Below are 26,675 nucleotides of genomic sequence, written 5' to 3' on the forward strand. Positions count from 1 at the left end.
TCGTTTATGCAGCAGCTATAAGTTGACGGATACAAGGGTCCCATGGATGTGAGTCGTGATCAGACGCCTTGAACCTCCCGGCTTATCCGGCTTTTATTTTCGTGAAAAACTTGCTGATCGCATAATACGCTGCGCCGCGGACAGCGGATTGATCCTGCAGCTCCGCGAACAAAATCTTGAGCCGCTCGCGGTGATAAGGCAGTGTCCGGCGGGCGACCGAGGACTGAACCGCTTCCTCCAGCCAAGTCTTCGCACGGCTCATCCGGTTGCCGATAATAACGACATCCGGGTTAAATACGTTGACGATATTTGAAATGCCCGCACCCATATATTCGCCAATCTTATAGAACAAAGCGCGGACCTCTTCATTGCCGGCATCTGCCGCTTCCAGCAGATCCTCAAGACTATCGAATCCAAGCGGAGCAGCCTGCTCGAGCAACGCATTCTCCGAAGCATACAGCTCCCAGCAGCCTTCATTCCCGCAGCGGCACGGCTTGCCGCTATATTCAATGGACAGATGCCCAAGCTCGCCGGAGAAGCCGGTCGCCCCTTTATATAATTCTTTATTAAGTATGATACCTGTACCAATACCAATCCCGACACTGACATAGATTTGATGAGCGATGCCGCGACCGATGCCGTATTTCTGCTCGCCTTGTGCGCCGGCGTTTGCTTCATTATCAATGGTAACAGGAAGCTGGAAGCGTTCCTCCAGCATGTGCTGCAGCTCGACATCCCGCCATTCCAGATTTGGAGCAAACAGAATTGAACCTTGATCATCCACGATACCCGGCACACCAATGCCGATTCCTACAATGCCATATGGACTAACCGGTGCTTTGCCAATTAGTTTTTCTATACATTGAACCAGTTCCTTCAGGGTAAACTCAAGCTGATGCTTCTTGAGGCTCTTCTGCAGCTCGGCAACAACATTGCCCTCAAGGTCGGAAAGCACTCCGCGAATGTAGTTAACGCCAAGGTCGATGCCTACGGCATAACCGGCTTGTCCATTGAACAGGAGCATAACCGGTTTGCGGCCGCCGCTCGATTCCCCGGGACCAATCTCTATAATAAGATCGCTGTCGATCAAATCTTGAACCAAGTTGGAGACCGTTGCTTTGTTCAACCCTGTAAGCTCGGAAATCTGCGCCCTTGAGAGGGGGGCGTTTTTCAGCACGGCTTCCAGCACGATGGATGTATTTATCTTTTTAATAAGGGTCAAATCGCCTGTCGTTGTTACTTTCAACTGCAATTGCCTCCGTCCATGTCGTCCATTCAGCCTATTGTATCAGAATTTGCCTGCGTTTGGCTGTTGAAAATATTTTAACATAAAAACTTAGTTTGTTTAATAGACAAACTAAGTTACCCATGCTATATTATTGGTGAGCGTTTTCAAAACACATTTAGCTAACGAGAAGATTGAACTTATACTCGTACATTTTAAAGGAGGATATTCATCTCATGACGTATTTCGCTAACATCGGCAAGATCCAATTCGAAGGCAAAGGCTCCGACAATCCGCTTGCATTCAAACACTATGATCCAAAACAAGTGGTTCTGGGCAAAACGATGGAAGAGCATCTCCGCTTCGCAGTTGCTTACTGGCACACTTTTAACGCAAACGGTACGGATCCATTCGGTAATGCAACGATGTTCCGCGGCTGGGACAAATTCGACGGCCTTGACCGTTCGAAAGCACGCGTAGAAGCAAACTTCGAATTCCTTGATAAAATCGGCGCGCCGTTCTATGCATTCCATGACGTGGATATCGCTCCTGAAGGTGCAACCCTGCAAGAATCGAACAAAAACCTCGACGTAATCGTCGCTATGCTGAAAGACCAACAACAACAATCCGGCAAAAAATTGCTATGGAATACAGTTAACATGTTCTCGAACCCGCGTTATGTTCACGGTGCAGGCACGACTTGCAACGCCGACGTATACGCGTACGCTGGCGCACAACTGAAGAAAGGTCTTGAAGTTGGTAAAGAGCTGGGCGCGGAAAACTATGTATTCTGGGGCGGCCGTGAAGGCTACGAGAACCTTCTGAACACAGATATGGGCTTCGAGCTTGACAACCTGGCTCGTCTGTACCACATGGCAATCGCTTATGCGAAAGAAATCGGCTTCGACGCACAATTCTTGATCGAGCCTAAGCCAAAAGAGCCAACTAAACACCAATATGACTTCGACTCCGCTACAACTATTGCATTCTTGCAAAAATACGGCCTGAAAGACTACTTCAAGCTGAACCTTGAAGCAAACCATGCAACACTTGCCGGCCATACTTTCGAGCATGAAATCCGTACAGCCGCAATCAATGGCATGCTGGGCTCGCTTGACGCTAACCAAGGCGACCTGCTTCTTGGCTGGGATACTGACGAATTCCCAACTGACCTGTACTCGACTACACTGACGATGTTTGAAGTTCTGAAAGCCGGCGGTCTGACACGCGGCGGCGTTAACTTCGACGCAAAAGTACGTCGTGGTTCGTTCGAAGCAGAAGATCTCTTCCTGGCTCACATCGCCGGTATGGATTCCTTCGCTTGGGGTCTGAAAGCAGCTGCGAAGCTGATCGAAGAAAGAATCTTCGACAATATCGTTGAAGATCGCTACAGCAGCTTCAAAACAGGAATCGGCGCTGACGTTGTTGCAGGTAAAGCATCCCTGGCTTCCCTGGAAGCTTACGCTATGCAAAACAATCCAATCGTTAACAAATCCGGCAAGCAAGAGCGCATGAGACTGATGCTCAGCGAAGTTATCTTCAGCGTTTAATCGCTGAAAGTAACCGGATAACGGGAGGATAATGTCAATGAGTTATGTGGTAGGTATAGATTTAGGTACTAGTGCTGTAAAGGCACTGCTCGTTGACAAGAACGGAACGGTAGCTGCGGAAGCATCCCGCAGCTATCCGCTGTTCCACGAGCATTCCGGCTGGAGCGAGCAAAAGCCGGAAGACTGGGTGACCGCTACGATTGAAGCGCTTCATGAGCTTGCATCGTCTAACGGTATCTCTGCGAAGCAGATCGAAGGCATCAGCTTCTCCGGTCAAATGCACGGTCTTGTGCTGCTGAACGAAGAAAACAAGCCTGTCCGCAACGCTATTCTGTGGAATGATACGCGTACGACTGAGCAATGCCGTGAGATCGAGCGTACGCTTGGCGACAAGCTGCTTGGCATTACTCGCAACCCGGCGCTTGAAGGCTTCACGCTGCCGAAGATTTTGTGGGTTCGTCAATACGAGCTGCAAGCCTTTGAGCAAGCGAAGCTGTTTGTGCTGCCGAAGGACTATGTTCGTTATGCATTAACAGGCGAGCTGCACATGGATTATTCCGATGCTGCAGGTACTTTGATGCTTGATGTAGCGGCAAAAGAATGGAGCAGCGATGTGCTGTCCGCATTTGGATTGCCGGCAAGCTTCTGCCCGCCGCTGGTAGAGTCGCATGGCCTCGTAGGCACATTGCTGCCAGCAATTGCAGAGCGCACTGGCCTGGAGCCATCAACGAAAGTATTTGCCGGCGGTGCCGACAATGCTTGCGGCGCGATTGGCGCTGGCATCTTGTCCGAAGGCTTGACGCTGTCGAGTATCGGTACATCCGGCGTTATTCTCGCTTATGAGAATGACAAGAACAAGGACTTCCAAGGCAAGGTTCATTTCTTCAACCACGGCAAAGAGAACTCCTTCTATGCGATGGGCGTTACTTTGGCGGCAGGCTACAGTCTGAGCTGGTTCAAGAAAACCTTTGCTCCAAACGAATCGTTTGATGAAATGCTGCAAGGAGTAGGCGAAGTTAAACCTGGTGCAGGCGGACTGATCTTCACGCCTTACCTCGTTGGCGAACGTACGCCGCATGCCGATCCGGCAATCCGCGCCAGCTTTATTGGCGTAGACGGCTCGCATGAGCGCATTCATTTTGCCCGTGCGGTAATGGAGGGAATTACGTTCTCTCTAAACGAATCCGTTGACATGTTCCGAAGCGTTGGCAAGACGGTTGATAAAGTCGTCTCCATCGGCGGCGGCGCGCAAAATCCGGTATGGCTGCAAATGCAGGCGGATATCTTCAACGCGACCGTTGTCGCGCTGGAGAACGAGCAAGGCCCGGGCCTTGGAGCGGCTATGCTCGCGGCTTATGGCTGCGGCTGGTTTGAAAGCCTGGAGGCTTGCGCGGACAAATTCGTGAAGCATGCTGCTTCGTATGAGCCGCAGCCAGAGGCTGTTGAGACGTACAAAGGGCTCTTCCGGATTTATCAGCAAGTGTATGCACAAACGCGCGGCATGAACGAAGCGCTTGTTGCTTACCGGGGTTAATAGCTTTCATTAATATCGCGAGTTGATACCGTTTTTTCCGGGTTCCCCCGGAAGGAGCGGTTCTTTTTTGCAGGTAGTACGTTGGATTTCGTCCAGCATAATGGCGTGCCGAGGTCCGGTAACGGCTTCTACATTGGATTCTATCCAACTGGAAGGAGCACATTTGGGTTGGAAGGCATTATGGCATACTCACTGGATGAAATCCAACGAAGTTGACTAAGTCGGAACCACAGCTGCACGGGATCCTAGCAGGATGGAATACATGAAAAGAGGCTGTACCCAGCTATAAAGGGTACGGCCTCTCTTTTGCATCAATAGCGGATTAAGATTTGCTTTCGGATACAACTTCTTCCTTCGAATCGGATACTAATTCCTTCGCGGAGGTCTTGAATTCATGAAGCGTGCGGCCTACTGCACGGCCAAGCTCAGGCAGCTTAGAAGGTCCAAAAATGATTAATACCACAACTAAAATCATCATGAGACCCGGGAAACCAACGTTTTGTAACATACGATCATCTCCGTTCGATTTTTATTAGTCTTTTTTATGATTACTTGGGTAAGTGGCAACGGCTTCAATCTCGATCAGCCAATCCGAGTTGACCAGACCGCCTACGCCAACGGTAGAGCGGGCAGTCTTGGTCGGATTTTCTTTTGTATTGAAATATTTGGCGTAAGCTTTGTTCCAGCCGTCAAAATCGAATTTGCCGTCTTTAGCGGCATCGGGCGCTATGTATACGCGCAGATAAGTGACGTCCTTCATTGAGAGACCTTGCTCTTTCAGCAATGTTTCAATATTTTTCAGAACGCTGAGGCCTTGCGTCTCTGTATTGCCATAACGTTCGTAGATCGTCTTGCCATCCTTGTTAATGACAGAAGGTACCGTGCCGCTTGTCTCGAAGGTTGCGGCACCTGCCGGCATAGCAACGGCACTTGAGATCGAGGACGAGGGGTTACCGTAAAATTCAGGCTCGTGAATCGGGGCGAGCGGATATTTATTTGGCGTAACCGCGGCATATACGCTTGCCGTAGCTGCAAGGCAAGAGATAATGACCGCACCGGCGATAACTTTCATTTTTCCAGTCATCTTCATAATTGACCCCTCCTAGGTTATTCCTTCATGACGCGTTCATGGATGTCCGTGACAACCTCGCGCGCCGATTCAATACCGCCTGCCATCCAGGCTGTAATGTAGCTGATATGCTCGCCGGCAAGATAGACGCGGCGGTCAGGCTTGCAGAGCACCGGATAGTTGATCTTGCGGTCATCAGCCGAGTAGGAGACCCAAGCACCTTCGTTGTATTTGGTCGTCTTCCAGTTGACGGAAAACGAGGATTCGAACTCTTTGTAATATTGCGGGTGAATTTTGCCGCCTTGAGCAAGAGCGTGCGCTTCGCGCTCCTTAAAGGATAAAGCGCCAATCTTATCCGCGTTGGAGCCTTGGGCGTAATAACCGAGCAGAAGACCCTTCTTGGCAAAATAATTCGTTGGCGGGTAATAGATCGAAGAGATGTCCATATTCGTCAGCGTATTGCCGCCGTAGATTTGATCGTCTTCCTCCCAGAACCGGCGCTTGAACTGCAGGCCGATTTTGCCGGCGCTGGCGTATTTCGTATTGTTGATCGCATTGGTCATTTCCGGAGACAAATCATGCTTGATGTTCTTCAGCACGGACAGCGGAATCGTGCAAATGAGGTAATCGCCCTCGATCTGCTTCGTTTCGCCATTCAAGAGATCCTTGTAGGTGACTTGTACCTGGTTGCCGACATGCTTGAATTCACTCACTTCGGAGTGGAATTTGATCCGGTTGCCAAGGCGCTTCTCGAACGCTTGCGGAATCGCGTCCATCCCGCCGACCGGATGGAACATCATCATTTGCTGGTCGTAGCTGTATTCACTGGAGAAAAAGTTGCCGAAGCCGGAATTAATAATAGCCTTCATGTCAAACGGATCGCGTATGACACCGGCATCAAGTCTGGAGCCCGGTTCATCCTTGTAACCGCCGCGGGATGAGCCTTTATAGAACAGATCCGCATCGAGGTTGCCTTCGGAGCGGAGATAAGCGACGATTTTCTCCTTTTCTTCCGCTGTAACAGGCAGGTCCAGTCCAGGCTGATTGATGGATTTGGCGAGCAGCTCGTTTACGTAGCCTCTCACATCGGCTTTTGCGGCCCGTTTGCGTACACGGGTATTGGATAATGCACCAACATTCTCATTGTAATAATAGGCACTCTCATTCACGTTGTTGAATGGCTCCATTGCGATTCCAAACTCTCGGCAATAGTCCATCGTAACGTGGAACTGCGGGATACGCATCGGACCGGCATTGAGGTACATGCCGTCATCGAATCGTGCAACCTGCTTTTGTCCGCCGATCTCCGTCACCGTTGTTCCGCGGCGTACCGACCAGTTCCGTCCTCCGGAACGGGCGCGTGCTTCAAGAATCGTACAATTATAGCCTGCTTTGCCGAGCTCATAAGCAGCTGTCAGGCCGGCGATACCGGCGCCGAGGATAACGATTTTTTTGCCTGAACGGTTCGTACCCTTGAGGTCCCAGCCGGATGGAGGTTCGTACTCGGCTGCTTTAAGTGTCTCTGGCGTAAATAACCCCATCGTTCCCATTACACTAAATACAGCGGCGGCCCCGCCGATTTTGCCGACTGTCGTCAGAAATTGTCTGCGTGACAGTTCATTGGGTGTCTCCTTCGATTCCATGCCCCTTCAGCTCCTTCACTTGATCGTTTGCCCGTCTCGGAAAGAAATGTAGCATGAATTTTCGACTCGCCGCCAATATTTTGTTAGGAAGTCTGACATAAATAAAATTTATATGTCCAATAAAATTAATTAATTAAATAACAGCCGATAGGTAATTATAACCATTTATAGTTGTGAATTGAGACCGTAAGTTTCATAAAAACACAAGGATTTCAAGCAATTGAACACTCTTAATGTTCATTTTGTTCCATTGTTACATCCCGTAACGGACAAGCAGACCAGGGCAATCAGTCCCATTGACGAAGAGAGAGCACACTGATAAATTCGTAGCGAGAGGTTTAATGTCAGGTTATATTACATATCCGTTTGCGGGAGGCGTTAGACGATGAAGGACAAAGTGATGAGTATTGGAATCGTTAGCGACTTAACTGGTTTGACGGAAAGACAAATTCGATATTATGAGGAGAAACAGTTGGTTTTCCCGGTCAGGACTAAAGGGGGCGCACGCAAGTATTCATTTGCGGATGTAGATCGGCTGAAGGAGATTAATGACAAGCTGAGGGATGGCTTTCATACCTTTGAGCTGAGAAAACCCGGAAGGTTGTGCGGCGAATGAAAAGAAATGAAGAGACAATGACGCTGCTTGCTCATCTGACCGAGCTGCGTAGCCGGATCTGGCGGAGCCTGGCAGTCGTATTGTTATCGCTTGGGGGCGGGTTGTATGTATCTCCGAAGGTGCTCCGTTATTTGAAGAGCATACCGCCGGGTTCCGAGATGACCTGGAATGTATTCTCGCCTTGGGACGGCATCCGAATGTATATGTCGGTTGCGCTTGTAATCGCGCTGGCGGTATCGCTGCCGTATATTTTGTATCAGCTGTGGGGCTTTGTGAAGCAAGGGCTTCATCCAACGGAGCAGACAGCGGCTTTACGCTATGTTCCGTATAGCGTAATCTGCTTCTTCACGGGTCTGGCGTTTGGTTATTTTGTCGTCTTCCCGATGAGCTTCTCGTTCACTTCCAAGATAACGAAAAGTATGGAGCTTGTAGAGACATATGGCGTAGCGCAGTATTTCGGCTTTATGTTTAATATTATTCTCCCGCTTGCCATCGCCTTTGAACTTCCGGTTGTCGTTATGTTCCTGACGAAGATCGGGATTCTGACACCCAAGGCGCTTCATAAAATGCGGAGGTATGCATATCTGGTGCTTGTTATTGTAGCCAGCCTGATCTCGCCTCCCGAGCTTATCTCTCATCTGTTAGTATTTATTCCGCTTGTGGTACTGTACGAGATTAGCGTATTGCTGTCCCGCATTGTATACGGACGAAGGAAAGCAGCGGCGGTGGCCGAAGCTTCCGGAGCATAGATAGGTAATTCATTAGCAGTCTCGGCTTAATGCCGGGGCTGCTTTTGTTATGTTTTCGCCTTAATTATGGAAGAAAGAGGCCATTTATTTAAAGCTTTTACTTTTTATCCGCTAATTCGCCTGCTGCAGACATAATGCGAGCAAGTACGGCAAAAAGACGGTTTTACTGCATGCTTAAGACGTTGGTTGTTATTTGTATGTAAGATATACTAACATCATAGTCGAGCGGGTCCAGAGGAGGGCTTTATATGCAGCAAACATTCAGGAACAAGCGGAAGTGGAGAATCTCATTGAGCCAGAGACTGACCTTATCCTTCCTTGCGATCGTCATTCTTATGGCGGTGAACGGCATGCTCAGCTTTGACCGGATGGGGAAGCTTACGAATAACGCGCAGGAAATATCACAGGTATGGCTCGCCAATATTAAGGCTATCAACGAGATCAATTATTTGAACGAGCATATGCTGACCATTCAATACAAGATGGCGGGAGAGAGCAATGCATTGAAGCGCAAAATGCTGGAGGAGGACGGCGAATATACCGTTGTCATTTTGCAGCAGAAGCTGCAGGCATTCATGTCTCTTCCGAAAACAGGCGATGATATGAACTTGTCCCGTAACCTGGAGGGAGAATGGAAGGCTTATCTGGCTTTGTACCGGAATGTGATCCGATACTCGAACCAGCAGGACGAGAAGCAAGTCGGCGATGCCTTGATGGCATCGGAGCAGTCCTTCAGCACGATGCAGTCTTACATTAATACGCTAATCCGGATGAATGAGGAAGGGGCGAAGGCTGCGGAGAAATCAAGCGAAAGCATTAACCGTGAGGCGGTATTGACGATTGCCTGCGGTCTTGGCGCTGCCTTGATCCTGATTCTGGCCCTTCTGTATTATGTGCGCAGAACCATATCGCTTCCAATTAAGCGCTCATCGGAAGTGCTTGCTGAAGTGGCAGGCGGCTCCTTGACGGTAACCATTCCCAAGGTCAGAAACCGGGACGAGATTGGTGTCATGGTGCATGCGCTTGAAGATATGGTCGAATCACTTCGCAAGGCGATGCAAAGCGTACAGGCGGCATCAACCAATATTTCGGCTTCGTCGGAAGAGATGCTTGCAGCATCTGAACAGAATGCCGGTGCGGTCGAACAGGCGTCAACGATGTTCCGGGAAGCGGCATCGGGTTCGCAGGAGCAGCTGGACAGCTTTGAGGAAATTGGCCGTTCAACCGAAGAGATGGCACATGGGACACAGCGGATCGCGGAGAGCAGCTCGGTCGCGGCAGAGCTGTCGTCAAAGGCGGAGCGGCAGGCGAAGGAAGGAGCAGAGACTATCAGTCAAGCCGTCCAAACGATGGCCGTCATTGACGAAACGGTTCGATCGGCTGCTGAACATGTGAAGCTGCTCGAGAGCCGTATGAACAACATAGGCAAGATAACCGATTTCATCGGTTCAATATCCAAACAGACGAATCTGCTCGCGCTTAATGCGGCTATTGAAGCAGCAAGAGCCGGAGAAGCAGGTAAGGGATTTGCTGTCGTGGCGGAAGAGGTGCGCAAGCTGTCGGTTCAAACCGCGTCCTCGGTCTCCGACATTGCCGGCGTTATCGGGAAGATTAAAGAAGATACCATTCTGACCGTGGATAAAATGAACGCAAGCCGTGCGGAAACGATAAAGGGGCTGGAAAATGTCAATGCGGCTGGCCGTTCATTTCGTCAAATTACGGCTGCAGCCGGCGATGTATCCGGCAAGATTGAGGAAGTTGCCGCTGCTGCCGAGCAGCTTGCCGCAAACTCGGAGGAAGTGTCGGCTTCCATTGACCAGCTGACTGAGATTGCCCGCCGAACTTATGATATGGCAAGAACGGTCGCGGTTAGTGCAGACAAACAAACCGCCTCTGCCGAAGAAATTGCTTCAGCTGCGGGCGGTTTGACGGAGATTGCGCAGGATTTGAATGATCTGGTTATGAAGTTCCGTTTTTAAAGACGTTTACTAACGGCTAAAGACGTTTGCCAACGGCTAATAACGTTTAAAGCCGCTCCAAATCGTTTCCGGCTTAACCCCCAGCTCTCCGGCTATTAATTCAGCCGTGAGGCGCTGGGGCTTTTTGATTTTACCGTTGCGAATCTTGGAGATGGTTGTAAGGGAAATAAGCGTGGACTGAGCCAGGGACGTCGCGGTAATGTTCTTGTTCAGCATAAGCATGCGGAGCTTGTAGGCGGCGTCTTCTTCCCGGGCCGGCTGCAATATTCCGGTCAGCAGGATGACGTAGCTTTTGAATTCTTTGTTGCCGGAGTAGAAGGGCTTAATCACAGCTGTTGTCATCCGCAATTGATCTCCAACGAATAGACGGATATCCGCATGTTCGGTTGTTCCGTGGGTACGCGAGTATTCCATGATGCGGCGAAGCGATTTGCGGCTTTCTTCCGCCACGTGGTCGAATACGACTTGATTAATCAGGTTGGCGCCCCGCTGTTTGAATGGGGAGTAATATCTGGTGGCGCTTGTAATCCGGAATTGATCGGACACTCCAATGCTCATCAGAATCTGATTATCCATGGCGAATTCCTCGATATACTTCTCCTCTGAATAGTCTTTGCAGATAATAATATAGCAAGTTTGCTGGCTGGAGGGCAGCCGGCGGCAGGTGAATCGTACGGGAATAGACGCTGTTGTCTTGGAGATCAGCTCTTGTTCGACAGTCTGCTCGTTGTCGTCGCCAAGCTGAGTCATGAGTCCGCCAAACGTATATCCTCTTCTTAATAATCCGTCAGGATCGGCATCCGCCAATTCTGCTTTCTTATATCCGGTCAACTTAGTGAAGGCATAATTGATGTCACGTATATACCAGCGGTTATGCTCAAGCTCGACGATAAACATCGGATCAGCTAATAAATAAAACACATTATCCATCGCTCTGTCACCTTCCTGGAAGTTATTGATTGGATCACCAATCTAATATAACATATAGTGTCAAGAAAACTAACGCGTAATAGTATAACTTAAATTATATAAACTTTTGTTGAAATGACAACAGCTTTTAATCATAAATTTCGGTAAAGTTAGGGAATCCTAATATTCGAGAGCCTATTGAAGGAGATGAGACGATGAGTTCGGCCATTTTATTTGATTTCGCAGACTCCTTTAGCGCTGCGCTGGCACGGGATACCCTGCAGGAGCTGGGTTATGAACCTCTCATGCATGAGGGGAACCGCCTTCATATTCATGTGGATGGAACCGATTTGACTTCAGCACTGGAAATTGCCATGTCTCACGGAGGTCAGCTGGTGGAACAGTCTGCGATCCAGAATGGGGCAGTCACTGATTCCGCGTATTCCATGAACGCGATCACGATTCCGGCACATATCGTCAATGAGGACTGGGTCGGGGCAGAGGAAGCCTCGGGGCTGCATAACCGGGATGATGATGCGGATACAAGCAATGAGTTTTTGCCCGATCCGGGAGAATACGGACATTTCTCCGGGGATGTACACATTTAATCAAGGAAAAGGAAAAGCGCGGCGTCAGCTGCTTAAAGCAGCCGATGCCGCGCTTGTTCCTGCGCTGTGGCCCGTCGTAAATGCGGCCGTAATATTGTAGCCTCCCGTATAACCGTGGATATCGAGCACCTCTCCGCAGAAGTAAAGCCCCTGGACAAGCTTCGACTGCATCGTCTTCGGATCAATCTCCTTCAGATGTACTCCGCCCCCGGTTACAAAAGCTTCTTCGATTGATAAAGTCCCGTTTACAGCCACAGGGAATTGCTTTATTCGTTTTGCCAGCTCGCGCCATGGCTCTCTTGGAATATTATCGTACGTAATATCGCCGTTGATCTCGCATTGGTGGAGCAAAAGCTCCAGCAGCCGTTCCTGCAAATAGCCGCGCAGCACGTTTTTGATAGCCTTTTTAGGCTCGAGCTTGGACAGCTTTAAGGTCTCTTCGTAAATCTCCGCTTCCGATTGGCCAGGCATCAAATCAATAGTGACTAATACGGTACGTTTGCCGTCTTCGCTTTCAGAAGCTTTCTTAAGCTCCTTAACGACAAACTGGCTGCAGCGCAGCGCCGCAGGTCCCGATAAGCCAAAGTGGGTGAAGATCATATCTCCGTCATGGGAGACAAGCTTCTTGTTCTTGGCATTCCAGACGGTAAGGGTAACATCGCGCAGCGACAATCCCTGCAGCTCCTTGCTCCGAATCCACGGCTCAGCCGACGTGAGAGGAACCTCCGTCGGGTACAGATCCGTAATCGTATGCCCGGCTTTTTTCGCCCATGGATAGCCGTCACCGGTGGAACCTGTATGAGGAACGGATTTGCCGCCCGTAGCGATAATAACGGCCTTGGTGTTGATGATTTCGTTAGAAGCAAGCCGGATGCCCGTAACAACACCGTCCTCGTACATCACTTCTTTCACCGGCATATTCGTGCGGATCTCGACACCTTGCTCTCTCACCTTGCGGATCAATGCATCAACAACCGTCTTCGCCTTGTCTGACACTGGGAACATCCGTCCGCGGTCTTCTTCCTTCAAGGCAATGCCCATGCCTTCAAAAAAGGCGATAATCTCCCGGTTGCCGAATTGATTCAAGGCGCTGAACAGAAACCGCCCGTTTCCCGGAATATTACGGATTAATTCATCCATTTCATTCGCGTTGGTTACATTGCACCGGCCTCCGCCGGAAATCCCCAGCTTGCGGCCGAGCTTGTCTCCTTTATCAATGAGGAGGGTAGACGCGCCGGCTCCGCTGGCTGCCACAGCAGCCATCAATCCGGACGGTCCGCCGCCGATAATAATAACATCAAACATGGTTCGCATTGCTCCTGACTTCATACTTTTTCTTCTTTTTGTATTGTAACATTCTTTTTTGAAATTTAAGAATGCATAAGTTCATTTTTCCGCAAATGAAATATAATGATGACAAGTTAACCTAAAAGGAGCGGAGCGCGGATGAAACGGACGGACTGGCGGTTCAGCGGAGCAAACGGCACTGACATTTACGCAAGAGAGTGGCTTCCTGACGGGAAAGAGCCAAAGGGCGTTATATGTATTGTGCACGGAATGGGTGAGCATGGGGAACGATATTCGGCGGTAGCGGAGAGACTGACGGGCGAAGGCTATGCGGTGCTTGCCCATGATCAGGAGGGACATGGCCTTTCTGCCGGACAAAGGGGACATCTTTCATCTATAGAAACAGCTGTTCATAATGCGGGGCTCTTGCTGGAGCAAGCCGGAACGCGCCATCCGCAGCTTCCGTCCTTTCTTTACGGCCACAGCATGGGAGGCAATGTTGCCCTTAATTGCGCGCTTCGGCTGCAGCCAAACATCGAAGGTCTCATCCTGAGCAGTCCTTGGCTGCGGCTTGCCAAAGGCCCCAATGCTGTAATGAAGGCACTTGCCCGGCTTCTTGTGCGGGTTATGCCAAAGCTGTCGTTATCCACCGGGATCAGCCCGGATGATCTATATCGCCCAGGCTACGAGCACGCCATAACGTTCTTGGGCGATCCGTTATGCCATAGCTCCATCACGATCCGGACCTTCCATATCATGACCGATGCCGGCGAGTGGGCGATCGCGCATAGCAAGGAGCTTCAAGTTCCCGTATTGCTGCTGCATGGCACGGGGGATAAGGTAACTTCCTTTGAAGCAAGCAAAGAGGTAGCGGAGCATCTCGGAGACAGGTGTAAATTTGTTGCGTATGAAGGCGGTTATCATGAGCTGCATAATGATATTTTTGCCGTACATTTATTAAATATTGTTACTAACTGGATAACTAGGCGATTGTAAAATACTGAGAGTTGTGATTTAATCGGACTATCAGATGAATAGGTAAAGACAGGTTAATTTAATATAACATGAGTGATTCGTTGTTGGGGAGACTGATCGTCCGTGTTGAAAGAATTGATGTTACAATTCTTTATTACGCTAGTACCTGCCTTTGCCTTCCAGTTATGGCATAATTCAAGCCGTAATTGGCGGAAAATTCCCGTGATGATGGGGTTATCCAACTGTGTGGCTATGGCACTTTGCATGATTTTTACGAAAGACTATCACGGATGCGAACTGAATTTCCGGCTTTTGCCCTTATTAATCGGTTCATTGTACGGAGGGCCCTACTATCTTCTATTATTAAGCGGCGTATATACGGCGCTTCGAATAGAATATCTCGATAGTATAGGGGAAACGGTTGTATTTGTTGTTTTTATCATTATATATATTGCCGTATTACTGGCTGTCCATGGTCCCTTCCAGCGGGCTGACCGGCGCCGCAAGATCAGGATCGTGATGATGCTCATTTCGGGCATGTGTGCTTTTGTTATCCTTTCTTTTGTCGTGGCCGTTGTCACGACCGGTATGCCCGTGACGTTGGAGTTTGTTCTGCTTACTCTTCTTACCGTTGTTATGACGATGATCTCGGCATGGATCTCGGTCTACGCGGTAGAAAGCTTCAAGGAGAATGCCCAGCTGCATTATGAAGTGACGCGGATGTCTCTGAGCTACCAGCAGGAAGTGGAGAAGCTGGAGCAGTTTATTGATCAGACGAAGATTGCGGTCATTCTGGTGAATCAATATGGCAAAATCACTCATCTGAACGAGATGGGCGTTCAAATGCTCGCCGGTGGCCAAAATATCATCGGTCAATACTTCTATGATTTCTTTGGTGACGGAAAGCAGGATACGAATGTGAAGCTGCTTCGCGAGGCGCTTAATGGACATAGTCTAGTGCGGGAGCTTCCCCAAGTGGAGAACGGCCGGACCTTGCTGAAGACGGCCTTCTGCATTCGCAATCTGCAAACGGATGCAGTGACCGGGGCCGTTCTGACCGCGCATGATATTTCGGAATTGTCACTGCTCCGGAGCGAGGTGGGACGGATGGAGCGCCTCAGCCTGATTGGGCAGATGGCGGCCAGCATTACCCACGAGATCCGTAATCCGATGGCCGTAATCCGCGGTTTCGTGCAGCTTATGCGGGAGCGAAGTCCGGATAATCAGCAGACCTACTTCGGGATTGTGATGGACGAGCTGGACCGGGCGAACACGATCATTAGCGACTTTCTGTCGCTAGCCCAAAACCGGGCGCTAACGATGGAGGAAGGCTCGCTGCATGATATTATCCGGGAAATGATTCCGCTCTTGAATGCGGATGCCAATCTGCGGGGCCAGACGATCGAAGTGGAGCTATGCGACTTTATTCCGTCCATTCAACTGAATGAGAAAGAGATCAAGCAGCTGCTTCTGAACCTGGCGCGCAACGGTATGGAAGCAATGAACGAGAAGGGCTGTTTGTCGATACATACCTCTTACCTGGCCGATAAAGAAGAAATTGTGCTTCGGATACAAGATCAAGGCGTAGGCATATCCGAAGAGCAGAAGCAGCGTATCTTTGATCCGTTCTTCTCGACCAAGACGCAAGGAACAGGACTTGGACTTCCTCTTTGCGTCAGCATCGCGGAGCGCCATAATGGGCGAATTGACGTTGAATCGGAGCAGGGAGTCGGAACGAGCTTTATCGTCTCGTTCATCCGGCAGTCGGCGTGAGAAGGGACATAAAGCTTGTGCCTAACGTGCATACTATCGTTTGAAGATCAGTCATATACAGGAGGACTTCTACGATGGCAAAAAACAAAAATGGCAACTCAATGGAGCAAACCGAGCAAGAAAACAAAAATAAAGCTGGGGCAGCCGCTCCAGGAGAAGCGGGCTTTGATAAAAAGCTGGATGGGCCAAACCGCCCTTCGATTTAAGGGTAAAGGTGATGGGCAAGGGCAAAGAGGACGATCCGTCACTTGATCCGTTCGAAATCTCTTTTCTCCCGGAATTCCGTGAGGGCAGAGGCCCGCGCGAACCGTTCGTTAACGAGCATGGCGTTGTAATTGGGGATCATCATTATGATTCGCCGGACTCTCCGCTTAATCAGTGGAGTACCGACACGGACCCGGCCGTAATGGCGGGGGACCAGTGGGTTCATCCTTATAAGGATATCGGGTTTCTAACCGCCGAGAACCGGGATTATTTCGAACGGGGAATTCCGCCTCAGGCGGGTATCTTTATGCATCAGGACAAGAATAGCGCTTACCGGGCAGGAGATCGTATTCCCAACTCGGAGGAAGTACAGCAAAAGCAACCGGAGTGAGTGCGCTCCGGTTGCTTTATTTTCATAACGGGCGGTATAATAGTAACTAAAATTAGGTTATTACAAAGGAGTGTGCTTCAAATGTCGATGTCATTTGAAAGATATATGCTGGATATGGTTCAACCTATGCGTGACGACTTGACCCGAATCGGGATCAAAGAGCTTCGTACCCCTGAAGAAGTAGCGGATTCGCTGCCGGATGCAAAAGGAACAACTCTCGTAGTCGTTAACTCGGTTTGCGGCTGTGCTGCAGGTCAATGCCGTCCAGGCGTTGCTGAAGCTCTGCAGCATGACATTACACCAGATCACCTGTATACCGTATTTGCAGGTCAAGATAAAGAAGCAACGGCGAAAGCACGCGAGTACTTCGCGCCATACCCGCCATCTTCCCCGTCAATCGCTCTGATGAAAGACGGCGAGCTTGTGCATTTCATCGAACGTCATCAAATCGAGAACCGTTCCGCAGCGGAAATTGCGGCTGATCTGACGAACGCATTTGACCGTTACTGCCGTTAATCGGCAGTTGGAGCAGGGAGAGACAAGTGCTATGAGTTTACAACAGGAAATAATCGAGCGCTTCGGCGTCCAGTCGGAGATTGATCCCGCTGCGGAAATCCGGAAGCGCGTTGACTTCTTGAAGGAGTACGTTAAGAAGTCGGGCACAACGGGCCTATTGATTGCGATTAGCGGCGGTATCGACAGCGCGGTTACGACTGGCCTGTGCAAGATGGCAACGGATGAATTGTCTGCTGAGACCGGCCGGGAATATATGACGCTCGGCGTATTTCAGCCTTATGGGGAGCAAGTGGATATTCAGGACAGCTATGCTACAGCGGAAGCCTTCCATCTGAAGCATAAGGTGGAGACGAATATTGGCGAAGCGGTGGATGAGATTGCGCTTGAGACCGAGCATGCGCTCAAGGCAATCGGAATCTCGCGTCACTTAAGCCGCGGCGGCAAGGGCAATGTAAAGGCAAGAACGCGGATGGTTGTTCAATACGCGCTTGCTTTTGACCTTAATTTGCTTGTTGTTGGTACGGATCATGCGTCCGAGGCGATCACCGGCTTCTTCACGAAATGGGGCGACGGTGCGGTCGATATTACGCCGCTCAGCTCGCTGAACAAACGCCAGGTCCGCCAGCTCGCAAGCGTGCTTGGCGTACCGCAAAGTATTCTCGACAAAGCACCAACCGCAGGGCTTTGGGATGGACAGACCGACGAGTCGGAGCTGGGCATTCTCTATGACGAGAACAGCGCTTATCTCGAAGGGAAAGAAATCGGAGCGGAAGCGAAAGCGAAGCTCGAGAAGCAATATCTGCGTACTGAGCATAAGCGTTCCCCGATTCCGGGAATCTGATCCAGACGATGATTGCAGGGATCGGGCATGATGTGACGGACATGGACCGGATTACCGTGCTGCTTGCGGGCAAAGCGGGTGAACGGTTCCTGAACCGCATATTGACGAGTCGGGAACGGGATCTAGCCGGCAGCTATGAGAGCAAGCGTCTGGCGCAATTTACGGCAGGAAGATTTGCGGCGAAGGAAGCTGTGGTCAAGGCTTTAGGCTGCGGGATCGGAGCCAAGGTCGGCTTTGCCGATATTGATATTTTGCGCGGACCTGAGGGGAAACCGGAATGTTATTTGTCCGGGGCAGCCTGGGAGCGGCTTGAATTGGCGTCTGAGAGGTACCGTATTCATATTACGATTACACATGATCGCACAATCGCATCTGCAGTAGCGATTATGGAACAGATATAATAGAAAAAGGCTGATCGTCAAGCGGCTGCTGGAGCTGCTTATCGGATCAGCCTTTTTCTGTTTGTATAACGGAAGGCTACTTCTTGCCTGCAAGCCAAGCGGCAAGGCCGGCAATCTGCTCGTCCGTCAGACGTTCTTCGAAGGGCGGCATAGAGCCTCCGCCATGCTTGATTTGCTCAGCCATTTCCTGTTCGGTCATACGTGCGCCAACCTGCTGCAGGTTGGTCTGCGCTCCCATTCGTCCTTGCAGGTCAGAGCCGTGACAGCTGACACAATTCGCTTTGTAGACAGCTCCTGTCTTCTCCGGTGCATCCATATGACGGGTTGAGATGGAAGATCCGTTGCTGCCGCTATTCCCGCAGCCTGCAAGAAGAACAGCAACCGTGGCAGCGGCGACTAAGGATTTTATAAACATGTACAGTTCCTTCTTTCTTATGTCCAGTTTAAAATAAATCTAAATAGATGATTTAACTTCCAATATGATTTTGTCGCCATAGCTTATATAATAGAGTAAATAATTTGCGAAAACTAGACAAGACAACAGGGGTAGTCATGGATACGAATGAAAGAATATTACAACGGCAAATTGCTCTGCTTGATCCAGAGGTTATTATGGCTGCTTATTCCGTGAAAGATGTTGGCTGGACCGACAATCGGGACGGTATCGACTTTTATCGGTTTTGTTATTTGCAAGAAGGAACAGCCGTTGTGATAATGAATGGCAAGACCTATGACGTAGAACCAAAGAAATTGTATTTGTTACGGCCTAAATTGTTTGAAACCTATGAAGTAATCATGCAGAAGAAAGCAAAGATTTACTGGTGCAATTTCCGGGTGGAAACACAGGATTTTAAGTATATCAAGCTGCTCAGGCTGCCGCTTTCCTCCTCTATTCCAATTGAGGATGAGCAGTATGTGATCAGCATTGTAGAGCGGATGATTCAGGCCCATTCTCAAGAGACGATTACCAGCAGCTTGAAATTAAAAGCAGCAATACTGGAGTTATTGTCTTATTACATTGATAACAGTGCATTAAGGCTATCCAAGGATCCTTATTATGAATGCCTTGAAGGCGGAGCGAAATGGACCGAAGTCATTGATTACATCGAGAAGAATTTGCACCATAACATTCAGATTGAAGATTTGGCAAAGGTAGCGTATCTTCATCCGAACTATTTGATTACGTCTTTCCGAACGATTATGGGCTGCTCCCCTATCCAATATGTAACGGAGCGGCGTCTGGAGCTGGCGAAGAAGCTGCTGAAGGAGACCGATCTCCCGATTTCCGAAATTGCAGGCAGGGTGGGGATGCTTAATCATTATCTGCCGAGACTGCTCAAGCGACAGACGGGAATTACTCCTAAGCAATATCGTCGCTTTATGCGGGCTGAACTTTTAAGGGCGCAAGAAGGCAAGGTAAATAAAGAGGTGACAGAATAGTGGAAGCCATTAATAATGAAGTGGCCAAAGCCTACTTCAGCCAAGAGCTGCTTACCTGGTATAGAAGGATAAAGCGGGATTTGCCATGGCGGATGAATCAGGATCCATACCGGGTATGGGTGTCTGAGATTATGCTGCAGCAGACCCGTGTAGACACGGTTATTCCTTACTATGAGCGGTTCATGAACAAGTTTCCGACCGTGCGCGCGCTTGCTGAAGCGCCGGAGCCGGAAGTGCTGAAATGCTGGGAGGGACTTGGCTATTATTCGCGTGCCCGGAACCTGCAGGCTGGAGCGCGCGAAGTGGTGGAACGGTACGGTGGCGTTGTGCCGGATGACAAAACAGCGGTTGCTGGCTTAAAAGGCGTTGGCCCCTATACAACCGGGGCTATTATGAGCATTGCCTTTAATCGCGCGGAGCCTGCGGTTGACGGCAATGTCATGAGGGTTCTGTCCAGATATTTCTGTCTGGAGGAGGATATTGCGAAGCCGGCCACACGAGTTGGTATTGAAAAGCTAGCGGTATCTCTGATTCCGGAAGGGGCTGCAGGGGATTTCAATCAGGCACTGATGGAGCTGGGAGCGCTTGTCTGTACGCCAAAATCGCCAAGCTGCCTGCCATGTCCGGTAATGGAGCATTGCGCGGCGCGGCTGGCCGGCCGGGAAACAGAGCTGCCGATCAAGACCAAGGCGAAGCCGCCTCGTCCGGAAAAACGGGTAGCTGTCATTATTACCGGCACTGGCGTAAATGAAGGCAAGATTCTGGTCCGGCAGCGCCCGGAGACCGGATTGCTTGCTCAGATGTGGGAGTTGCCTCATCTGCTCGTGCCGAAGGACCGGGAGTCCGTTATTGAAGCTGCTGGGGAAGAAGGCGGTTTGAGCGCGGCAGAAGCCGGGGAATGGTTAACCCGCTCGATGGATGAGGAAACTGGCCTTCTTATCCGTCCGCGGCGCTGGTTCATGGATTCGGATCATATCTTCAGCCATATTCATTGGAAAATGCGGATTTACCTGGCTGATCTTGGTGCTCATGCGGAGCTGGCAGATGCTGCTGGCGCAAGCTTGGCTGCGGAGACGGCTGCTGCTTACGAAGCTGAAGGCAAACAAGGGGAATACCGCTGGATTGGTCCGGCGGATATGGAGACATTAGCTTTTCCGAATCTATTCCTCCGCATATTGCGGGATTATTGGACGTAAAGGGGACAATAACATGAGTAAGATGCTGGATTTGCTGCTTGAGAATAAGATTGTTGCGATACTGCGGGGAATTGAAGACTCTGATGCGGATGCGGCCGGACAAGCTTTGATTGATGGCGGTATTCGTATGATGGAGATTACGATGAACACGCCTGGCGCAGCGGTGATGATTAAACGCTGGCGCAGCCGGTTCGACGGGCAGGCGGCAGTAGGAGCCGGCACTGTGCTTGATGTGGAGATGGCGAAGACCGCAGTCGATGCAGGGGCGCAGTTCCTTATTTCGCCGAATCTGGATGAAGAGGTTGTCCGTTACGGACATGAGAATGGCGTATCGGTATGGCCCGGCGTTATGACGCCAACAGAAATCGTGAAAGCCTGGAAGGCCGGTGCCGAAGCGGTAAAGCTGTTCCCGATGGGAACGCTTGGCACCAAATACTTAACGGAAATCCGCGGACCGCTTGATTCCATTCCGATTATGGCGACCGGCGGCGTGGATCTTCATAATATCGCCGACTATTTTGCCGCAGGCGCCAATGCTGTCGGAATGGGAGGCAAGCTGCTGAACCTGGAATGGGTCCGTGAAGGCAGGTTTGACCTGATCACCGACCGGGCACGCCAGTTTGTGGAGGCCGTCCGTTCTTTGTAGAATTTAGTTGTGTTTGTGTCCGATATGACGGTCCAGCCACAGCTTGGATTGCTCCAGCATCTTGAGCGTGACGTGATGATTGACTCCGCTGTATTCAATCATATGAAGTTGCTCGGATGATACATGGGACATGTTAGTCATGAAATACCGCTGGCTGTCGATCGGAACGGTTGTATCTTCTTTGCCGTGAAGCAGCAAGAGCGCCCGCTGATCCTCAAACGTTAATTGCGTAAAAGGGTCATGGGCTTTAAGCGCCGTTCTCTCCTCTGGAGTGAGCGGCGTTTTTCCCATATATTCAAGGTATTTCTCCTCGAATCTCAGCCACGCACAGGAGCCGTTGATAACGACGCCCGCTTGCAAGGAGGCATGTTTGGCAAAGGTGCCTGCAGCGATAAAACCTCCGGCCGAATGCCCGATGATGCCGATACAGCCGCTCGATGCAGAGAGCTCGTCTATGATCGACCGGGCTTCTTTTACCCCTTGCAGTACAATCTCCAGGAACTGCTTCTCTAATACTTCCGGATTCGCATAATCCAGCTTGCCGCGTTGTCCGTGATGCAGCAGCTCCGGAACAACAACTTTATATCCCCAGCCTGCGATCAACGATGCAAAGAACTGGTAGCTTTCCATGGAAGAACCCCAGCCATGATATAAGAGAACGGTGCCGATTGGCTGCCCGGCAGGCTCCACGAGCAGGCAGGGCACATCTGCAATACTGATTTGATTAGGATTCATAATTCCCCTCCGACAAGTATCAATCACTTCATTAGACTATCATCATTTCCCGCGAAAAGCTTCCTAAACTTCGATGACTTTATAAAAAACAAAGAGCCTGCGGCACGGGGGCCGCAGGCTGCAAGAGAGAAATATAATAAAGGGGGGTCATGTCTATTATTATAGTTTGTGTAAATGAAAGGAATCTGAGTGCAGTGTTACAGGAAGATTACAATGTAGTGACTCTATGAGCATTTACTCAGATAGGGAATCATTTTTCACAGAATGTTTCAACCGTCCATAAAGAGTGTAATAACTAGGCACTGAATAGGATTGGACGCGGATAACAGCTATTCTCAAGCAAGCAACACCTTAATCTTGTACATATGGCATTTTTTGCGCACTATTCGGAAAGTCTAAACGTAAGAAAATTCGGAGGTTGAACAATAGATGATCCGATTCGAGAACGTCAAAAAAACATACGATGACGGCTTTGAAGCATTAAAAACAATAAATCTGGAGATTAAAGAGGGCGAATTGACGGTATTGATTGGTCCCAGCGGCTGCGGCAAGTCCACCCTCATGAAGCATATTAACCGCCTGAACAATCCGACGAGCGGCAAAATCTATATTCGGGACAAGGACATCTCCAGTATTGATCCCGTTGAGCTGCGCAGAAGCATCGGCTATGTTATTCAAAATGTCGGTCTATTCCCGCATATGAATATCGCGAAGAATGTAGCGGTCGTGCCAAGACTGCTGAAGTGGGATAAAGAGGTTACCGCGGGCAAGGTTGATGAGCTTCTCAGCATGGTAAATCTGAACCCTGATGTCTACCGCAATCGGTACCCTTCGGAGCTGAGCGGTGGACAGCAGCAGCGGATTGGCGTTATCCGAGCGCTTGCAGCTGACCCTGACGTTATTTTGCTGGATGAGCCGTTTAGCGCACTTGATCCGATAAGCCGGGAACAGCTTCAGGATGAGTTGATCCGCCTTCAGCAGGAGCTGAAGAAGACGATTGTATTCGTAACGCATGATATGGATGAAGCGATCAAAATCGCCGATACAATCGTTCTGATGAAGGATGGCAAGGTTGTGCAAACCGGTTCACCTGAGCATATTTTGAGGCATCCGGCGAATGAGTTTGTCACAAGCTTTATTGGAAAGAAGCATCTGACGAGCGATACGCTTGACCCTGGCCTAACCGTTGATGACGTCATGTCGCTCAACCCGGTTACGGCTTCTCCTGAACGAGGGATGGCGGCAGCGATCCAATTCATGGAGAGGCATCGGGTCGACTCCTTGATTATTGTTGGTAAAAAAAGAGAGCTGCTCGGTTATGTTTCTATATTCAACGTACTGAAAGGATATAGACATGAAGACACTCGTCTCGCCGATATCATGAAGCCTTTTGTTCATGTGGTGGAATCCGGTTCCTCGGTTGCGCTTGCCTTGACGCTGATGAATGAGCACGGCTTGCCTTACGTGCCTGTTGTCCGGGATGGACATCTGGCAGGACTGGTTACGAGGGGGAGTGTCGTGCGGCATATGGCAGAGATCTATAATCCTGATGAAATGAGTCTGGAGGAGCTTACTGCGGAAGCGGAGAAGCTGAAGGAGGAAGCTCCGAGTGAGCCGGCAGAGACCCATCAAGATGATGAAAGGGGAGAGCGCTCATGATGGACTGGCTGTCTGAATATGCTTCCTTCTTGACGAGCAGGCAGGAGGATATTCTAATTGCTCTTCGCGATCATATTTATATTTCTGCCCTTTCGATCATCCTGGGTGCGATTGTTGCGATCCCTGCCGGAGTATGGCTTGCGGGAAGCCGGATGGGCTGGCTTAACAGCGTTGTATTTACCATTGCCAATGTGCTGCAGACGATTCCGAGCCTGGCGCTGCTCGCCATATTGATTCCGCTGCTTGGAATCGGACGTGCGCCAGCTGTCTTCGCGCTGTTTCTCTATTCGATTATGCCGATTATGCGCAACACGTACTCCGGCTTCAAGGCCGTTGATCCTAATGTGATGGAAGCGGCCCGCGGGATGGGCTACAGCCGCATGCAGCGACTTCTCCGCGTGCAGCTCCCGCTGTCTTTCCCGTACATTATGTCGGGGCTGCGCGTCACAACGGTATATATTATCAGCTGGGCAACGCTTGCGACATTAATTGGAGCCGGCGGTCTGGGACAGCTCATCTTCTCCGGTATGGGTGTCAATAAGAAGGAACTGATTGTAACCGGAGCTATTCTGGCCGTTATTCTCGCGCTTGCGGCAGATTTTCTGCTGGGACTCGCGGAGAAATGGGTGACGGCCAAGACGAGAAGCGCACCGGCATCCGGTACGGTATGACAGCAGGAGGAATTGGAAATGCGACATAGGCAGATGCCAATACGGATGAAAGGCATGGCAAGACATGCAACATTCGCGCCGCTAGCCGCTGCGTTAATCGCTGTTTGTGTCTTTCTATCAGGCTGCGGTAACGGCAACAGGATTATCATCGGGACGCAGACCTTCTCTGAACCAAAGATCCTCGCGAATATGTATAAGCTCCTCATTGAGGATCGGACGAATATGAAGGTGAAGGTTATGCCTGATCTGGCGACAAGCACGGTTGTGCTTGATGCCTTAACAAGGGATGACATTCAGATGGCGTCGCTCTATTCGGGGATCATTCTGGATAATTATTTCCCGATTGAGCGCACGAATGACCGGGCCAGTATTTTGAAGCAGGCACAAGAGGGCTTCGATAAGCATTACGGGCTCAAATGGTTTGATTCCTATGGCTTCGAGAATACGTATGCGTTCACGGTCCGCAAGGAGCTGGCGGAGAAGGAGCAGCTTCATCAAATATCGGATGTGAAGGACAAGGCACAGTCGATGAGACTTGGCGTCGATACGTCGTGGCTGGAACGTGAAGGTGACGGCTATGAGGATTTTCAGAAGGTGTATGGCATAACGTTTGGCAAGGTATATCCGATGGAGGTTGCGCTTGTCTACAATGCGATTGCAACCAATAAAATGGACATCGTAGTCGCTTATTCCACAGACGCACGCCTCAAGCAGTACGAGCTCGTTACGCTCGAGGATGACAAGCATTTCTTCCCGCCTTACGATGCTTCTCCTGTTATTCGCAAGGAAGTATTGGAGAAGCACCCGGAGCTGCAGGAGGTCATTGACCTTCTCATCGGCAAGCTGGATGCCAAGACAATGATTGATCTGAACTACGAGGTTGATGTAAATAAACGGAATGAGAAAAGGGTAGCCGAGGAGTATTTGAAAAAGGTTGGATTGCTGAAGTAATGGAGTGAAGCGAGATGGAATTGTTTTTCCGCTATGTGCGAGAAAATTGGGTTGATCTGCTTGTATTCACAGGGCAGCATATTATGATGGTGCTGATTGGCTTGCTGCTAGCGCTTGTCGTTGGCATTCCTCTTGGGATAATGGCATCGCGAAACCGGGTGAGCGCGCGGATTATTCTAACGGTAGCGAATATCATACAAGTATTCCCGAGTCTGGCGCTCCTGGTGCTCTTGATGGTTGCCTTTGGGCTTGGGACAACAACCGTTGTTGTTGGATTGTTCTTATATTCGCTGCTTCCGGTCATTCGGAATACGTATGTCGGGTTAACCCAGGTGGATAAGTCTATTATGGAGGCTGGAAAAGGCGTCGGAATGAGCCCGCTGCAAATTATGATCAATGTCCAGCTGCCGCTAGCCCTGCCATTTATGCTGACGGGAATACGAATCGCAGCGGTTATTGCAATTGGTGTAGCAACCATAGCCCCGCTTGTTGGCGGAGACGGTTTGGGACGAGAAATTTATTCGGGTATTAACATGAATAACTCCGCTCGTCTGTACGCAGGAGCTATTCCTGCCGCAATTCTTGCACTGCTTGCTGACTTAGCGCTGGAGCGCCTGCAGAATGCGACCCGAGTTGCCGGAAGATAGATAAAAGAGAAACCAGCGTCTGTTCCAGATGCTGGTTTCTCTTTGCTTTCAATGCTTATTAATTGTCCGGCTGCCGCTTGTTGGAGTTCTCCAGATTTTTGAAAAAACCGATTTTTTCGTCGATTCTATCCAGCGACCTTTCGAGCTCCGCCATTTGTTCGACAACTTTCCTGCGGTAACTCTCTATGAATTCCCGCCTTGCTGTTAGGGTAGGAACTTCTTCGCTATTGTTGAAGGAGGCATACTCCTGCATCTCCCGGATAGACATCCCGATTGTCCGAAAATAATTGAGAACCTGGAACCATACGATATCGGATTCAGAATACTGGCGATATCCATTATCGTCCCGTGCAATCCCATCAATTAAACCGATTTGCTCATAATACCGCAAGGTGTGAATGCTTAACCCGGTTCTTTCAGAGACTTGTCTGCTCGAATAATATTTTTCCATTTTTTAATT

Annotated in this window: 29 protein-coding genes; 20 read left to right on the top strand and 9 right to left on the bottom strand. The window is 50.0% G+C overall.

All coding sequences use genetic code 11. The features are described from left to right. Positions 1–82: 82 nt before the first annotated feature. On the bottom strand, positions 83–1,246 hold the full coding sequence (locus BM200_RS09680) for an ROK family transcriptional regulator (protein WP_091184441.1): 1,164 nt from the start codon (positions 1,244–1,246) through the stop codon (positions 83–85). Between the two features lie 215 nt (positions 1,247–1,461). On the opposite strand from BM200_RS09680, the gene xylA reads away from it, so the two are divergent. Next, complete coding sequence (xylA, locus tag BM200_RS09685; protein WP_091184443.1) at positions 1,462–2,775, top strand: xylose isomerase; 1,314 nt, start codon at positions 1,462–1,464, stop codon at positions 2,773–2,775. Between the two features lie 37 nt (positions 2,776–2,812). Then, positions 2,813–4,309, top strand: coding sequence for a xylulokinase (gene xylB / locus BM200_RS09690; protein ID WP_091184447.1), 1,497 nt, complete (start codon positions 2,813–2,815; stop codon positions 4,307–4,309). Positions 4,310–4,631: 322 nt separating this feature from the next. Here xylB and BM200_RS09695 read toward each other — a convergent pair whose 3' ends face one another. Genes BM200_RS09695 through BM200_RS09705 form a run of 3 tightly spaced genes read right to left on the bottom strand, consistent with a single transcriptional unit; the run spans position 4,632 to position 7,021 of the window. After that, positions 4,632–4,817 carry a twin-arginine translocase TatA/TatE family subunit gene (locus BM200_RS09695; protein WP_091184450.1) on the bottom strand — a complete coding sequence of 62 codons (186 nt, stop codon included), beginning with the start codon at positions 4,815–4,817 and terminating at the stop codon, positions 4,632–4,634. A gap of 24 nt (positions 4,818–4,841) precedes the next feature. After that, the gene (locus BM200_RS09700) at positions 4,842–5,399 is read right to left on the bottom strand and encodes a RidA family protein (protein ID WP_091184452.1); all 558 of its coding nucleotides are present in this window, start codon (positions 5,397–5,399) and stop codon (positions 4,842–4,844) included. A gap of 17 nt (positions 5,400–5,416) precedes the next feature. Beyond that, entirely contained in the window at positions 5,417–7,021 is a 1,605-nt protein-coding gene (locus tag BM200_RS09705; RefSeq protein ID WP_091184454.1) for a flavin monoamine oxidase family protein, read from the bottom strand. 385 nt (positions 7,022–7,406) lie between these two features. Here BM200_RS09705 and BM200_RS09710 point away from each other — a divergent pair, with 385 nt between their 5' ends. The 3 genes from BM200_RS09710 (at position 7,407) to BM200_RS09720 (ending at position 10,365) form a co-directional block, all read left to right on the top strand. After that, positions 7,407–7,637, top strand: a complete 231-nt coding sequence (locus BM200_RS09710; protein WP_091184457.1) for a MerR family transcriptional regulator — start codon at positions 7,407–7,409, stop codon at positions 7,635–7,637. Next, complete coding sequence (gene tatC / locus BM200_RS09715) at positions 7,634–8,386, top strand: twin-arginine translocase subunit TatC (protein ID WP_091184460.1); 753 nt, start codon at positions 7,634–7,636, stop codon at positions 8,384–8,386. The genes BM200_RS09710 and tatC overlap by 4 nt, the downstream gene beginning before the upstream one ends. Before the next feature lie 248 nt (positions 8,387–8,634). Beyond that, a complete protein-coding gene (locus BM200_RS09720; protein ID WP_091184462.1) occupies positions 8,635–10,365 on the top strand; it encodes a methyl-accepting chemotaxis protein in 1,731 nt (576 codons plus the stop codon). A 36-nt stretch (positions 10,366–10,401) separates the two neighbouring features. Here BM200_RS09720 and BM200_RS09725 read toward each other — a convergent pair whose 3' ends face one another. Then, the gene (locus BM200_RS09725) at positions 10,402–11,295 is read right to left on the bottom strand and encodes a helix-turn-helix domain-containing protein (protein ID WP_091184465.1); all 894 of its coding nucleotides are present in this window, start codon (positions 11,293–11,295) and stop codon (positions 10,402–10,404) included. 194 nt (positions 11,296–11,489) lie between these two features. Here BM200_RS09725 and BM200_RS09730 point away from each other — a divergent pair, with 194 nt between their 5' ends. Continuing rightward, positions 11,490–11,882: a hypothetical protein gene (locus BM200_RS09730; RefSeq protein ID WP_091184467.1), complete on the top strand. Its 393-nt coding sequence runs from the start codon at positions 11,490–11,492 to the stop codon at positions 11,880–11,882. Between the two features lie 24 nt (positions 11,883–11,906). Here the strand turns inward: BM200_RS09730 and BM200_RS09735 are convergent, their stop codons facing one another. Beyond that, a complete protein-coding gene (locus tag BM200_RS09735; protein WP_091184470.1) occupies positions 11,907–13,187 on the bottom strand; it encodes a BaiN/RdsA family NAD(P)/FAD-dependent oxidoreductase in 1,281 nt (426 codons plus the stop codon). Between the two features lie 141 nt (positions 13,188–13,328). Between BM200_RS09735 and BM200_RS09740 the strand changes: the two genes are divergently transcribed. From BM200_RS09740 to acpS, 7 genes are all read left to right on the top strand, one after another. Further along, entirely contained in the window at positions 13,329–14,165 is an 837-nt protein-coding gene (locus tag BM200_RS09740; RefSeq protein ID WP_091184471.1) for an alpha/beta hydrolase, read from the top strand. 102 nt (positions 14,166–14,267) lie between these two features. After that, entirely contained in the window at positions 14,268–15,917 is a 1,650-nt protein-coding gene (locus tag BM200_RS09745) for an ATP-binding protein (RefSeq protein ID WP_245772966.1), read from the top strand. 74 nt (positions 15,918–15,991) lie between these two features. Then, positions 15,992–16,123, top strand: coding sequence for a hypothetical protein (locus BM200_RS30590; RefSeq protein WP_281248362.1), 132 nt, complete (start codon positions 15,992–15,994; stop codon positions 16,121–16,123). Between the two features lie 11 nt (positions 16,124–16,134). Next, positions 16,135–16,512, top strand: coding sequence for a DUF3905 domain-containing protein (locus BM200_RS09750; RefSeq protein WP_091184474.1), 378 nt, complete (start codon positions 16,135–16,137; stop codon positions 16,510–16,512). 81 nt (positions 16,513–16,593) lie between these two features. Continuing rightward, positions 16,594–17,028 carry a BrxA/BrxB family bacilliredoxin gene (locus BM200_RS09755; RefSeq protein WP_091184476.1) on the top strand — a complete coding sequence of 145 codons (435 nt, stop codon included), beginning with the start codon at positions 16,594–16,596 and terminating at the stop codon, positions 17,026–17,028. A gap of 31 nt (positions 17,029–17,059) precedes the next feature. Then, positions 17,060–17,869, top strand: coding sequence for an ammonia-dependent NAD(+) synthetase (gene nadE, locus BM200_RS09760; protein WP_091184479.1), 810 nt, complete (start codon positions 17,060–17,062; stop codon positions 17,867–17,869). 8 nt (positions 17,870–17,877) lie between these two features. Next, entirely contained in the window at positions 17,878–18,270 is a 393-nt protein-coding gene (gene acpS, locus BM200_RS09765) for a holo-ACP synthase (RefSeq protein WP_091184481.1), read from the top strand. Positions 18,271–18,346: 76 nt separating this feature from the next. Here acpS and BM200_RS09770 read toward each other — a convergent pair whose 3' ends face one another. After that, positions 18,347–18,685, bottom strand: coding sequence for a c-type cytochrome (locus BM200_RS09770; RefSeq protein WP_091184484.1), 339 nt, complete (start codon positions 18,683–18,685; stop codon positions 18,347–18,349). A 137-nt stretch (positions 18,686–18,822) separates the two neighbouring features. On the opposite strand from BM200_RS09770, the gene BM200_RS09775 reads away from it, so the two are divergent. From BM200_RS09775 to BM200_RS09785, 3 genes are read left to right on the top strand one after another with little or no spacing between them, the layout of a single operon-like run. Further along, positions 18,823–19,710, top strand: coding sequence for an AraC family transcriptional regulator (locus BM200_RS09775; protein ID WP_091184487.1), 888 nt, complete (start codon positions 18,823–18,825; stop codon positions 19,708–19,710). Beyond that, complete coding sequence (gene mutY, locus BM200_RS09780; protein ID WP_091184490.1) at positions 19,710–20,906, top strand: A/G-specific adenine glycosylase; 1,197 nt, start codon at positions 19,710–19,712, stop codon at positions 20,904–20,906. The genes BM200_RS09775 and mutY overlap by 1 nt, the downstream gene beginning before the upstream one ends. 13 nt (positions 20,907–20,919) lie before the next feature. After that, positions 20,920–21,552 carry a bifunctional 4-hydroxy-2-oxoglutarate aldolase/2-dehydro-3-deoxy-phosphogluconate aldolase gene (locus BM200_RS09785; RefSeq protein ID WP_091184491.1) on the top strand — a complete coding sequence of 211 codons (633 nt, stop codon included), beginning with the start codon at positions 20,920–20,922 and terminating at the stop codon, positions 21,550–21,552. 3 nt (positions 21,553–21,555) lie between these two features. Here BM200_RS09785 and BM200_RS09790 read toward each other — a convergent pair whose 3' ends face one another. After that, the gene (locus BM200_RS09790) at positions 21,556–22,287 is read right to left on the bottom strand and encodes an alpha/beta hydrolase family protein (protein WP_091184494.1); all 732 of its coding nucleotides are present in this window, start codon (positions 22,285–22,287) and stop codon (positions 21,556–21,558) included. Between the two features lie 429 nt (positions 22,288–22,716). On the opposite strand from BM200_RS09790, the gene BM200_RS09795 reads away from it, so the two are divergent. Genes BM200_RS09795 through BM200_RS09810 form a run of 4 tightly spaced genes read left to right on the top strand, consistent with a single transcriptional unit; the run spans position 22,717 to position 26,215 of the window. Continuing rightward, positions 22,717–23,946 (top strand): ABC transporter ATP-binding protein, encoded by a 1,230-nt coding sequence (locus tag BM200_RS09795; RefSeq protein WP_091184495.1) that lies wholly within the window; start codon positions 22,717–22,719, stop codon positions 23,944–23,946. Further along, positions 23,943–24,617 (top strand): ABC transporter permease, encoded by a 675-nt coding sequence (locus tag BM200_RS09800; RefSeq protein ID WP_175532817.1) that lies wholly within the window; start codon positions 23,943–23,945, stop codon positions 24,615–24,617. Before BM200_RS09795 ends, BM200_RS09800 begins: the two co-directional genes overlap by 4 nt. A gap of 54 nt (positions 24,618–24,671) precedes the next feature. Continuing rightward, entirely contained in the window at positions 24,672–25,568 is an 897-nt protein-coding gene (locus tag BM200_RS09805) for a glycine betaine ABC transporter substrate-binding protein (RefSeq protein ID WP_175532857.1), read from the top strand. 14 nt (positions 25,569–25,582) lie between these two features. After that, on the top strand, positions 25,583–26,215 hold the full coding sequence (locus BM200_RS09810) for an ABC transporter permease (RefSeq protein ID WP_091184498.1): 633 nt from the start codon (positions 25,583–25,585) through the stop codon (positions 26,213–26,215). Positions 26,216–26,273: 58 nt separating this feature from the next. On the opposite strand, the gene BM200_RS09815 is transcribed toward BM200_RS09810, so the two are convergent. Further along, on the bottom strand, positions 26,274–26,666 hold the full coding sequence (locus BM200_RS09815; RefSeq protein ID WP_091184500.1) for a MerR family transcriptional regulator: 393 nt from the start codon (positions 26,664–26,666) through the stop codon (positions 26,274–26,276). Positions 26,667–26,675: the final 9 nt, after the last annotated feature.

The sequence above is a fragment of the Paenibacillus catalpae genome, assembly GCF_900112695.1.
Classification (GTDB): domain Bacteria; phylum Bacillota; class Bacilli; order Paenibacillales; family Paenibacillaceae; genus Pristimantibacillus; species Pristimantibacillus catalpae.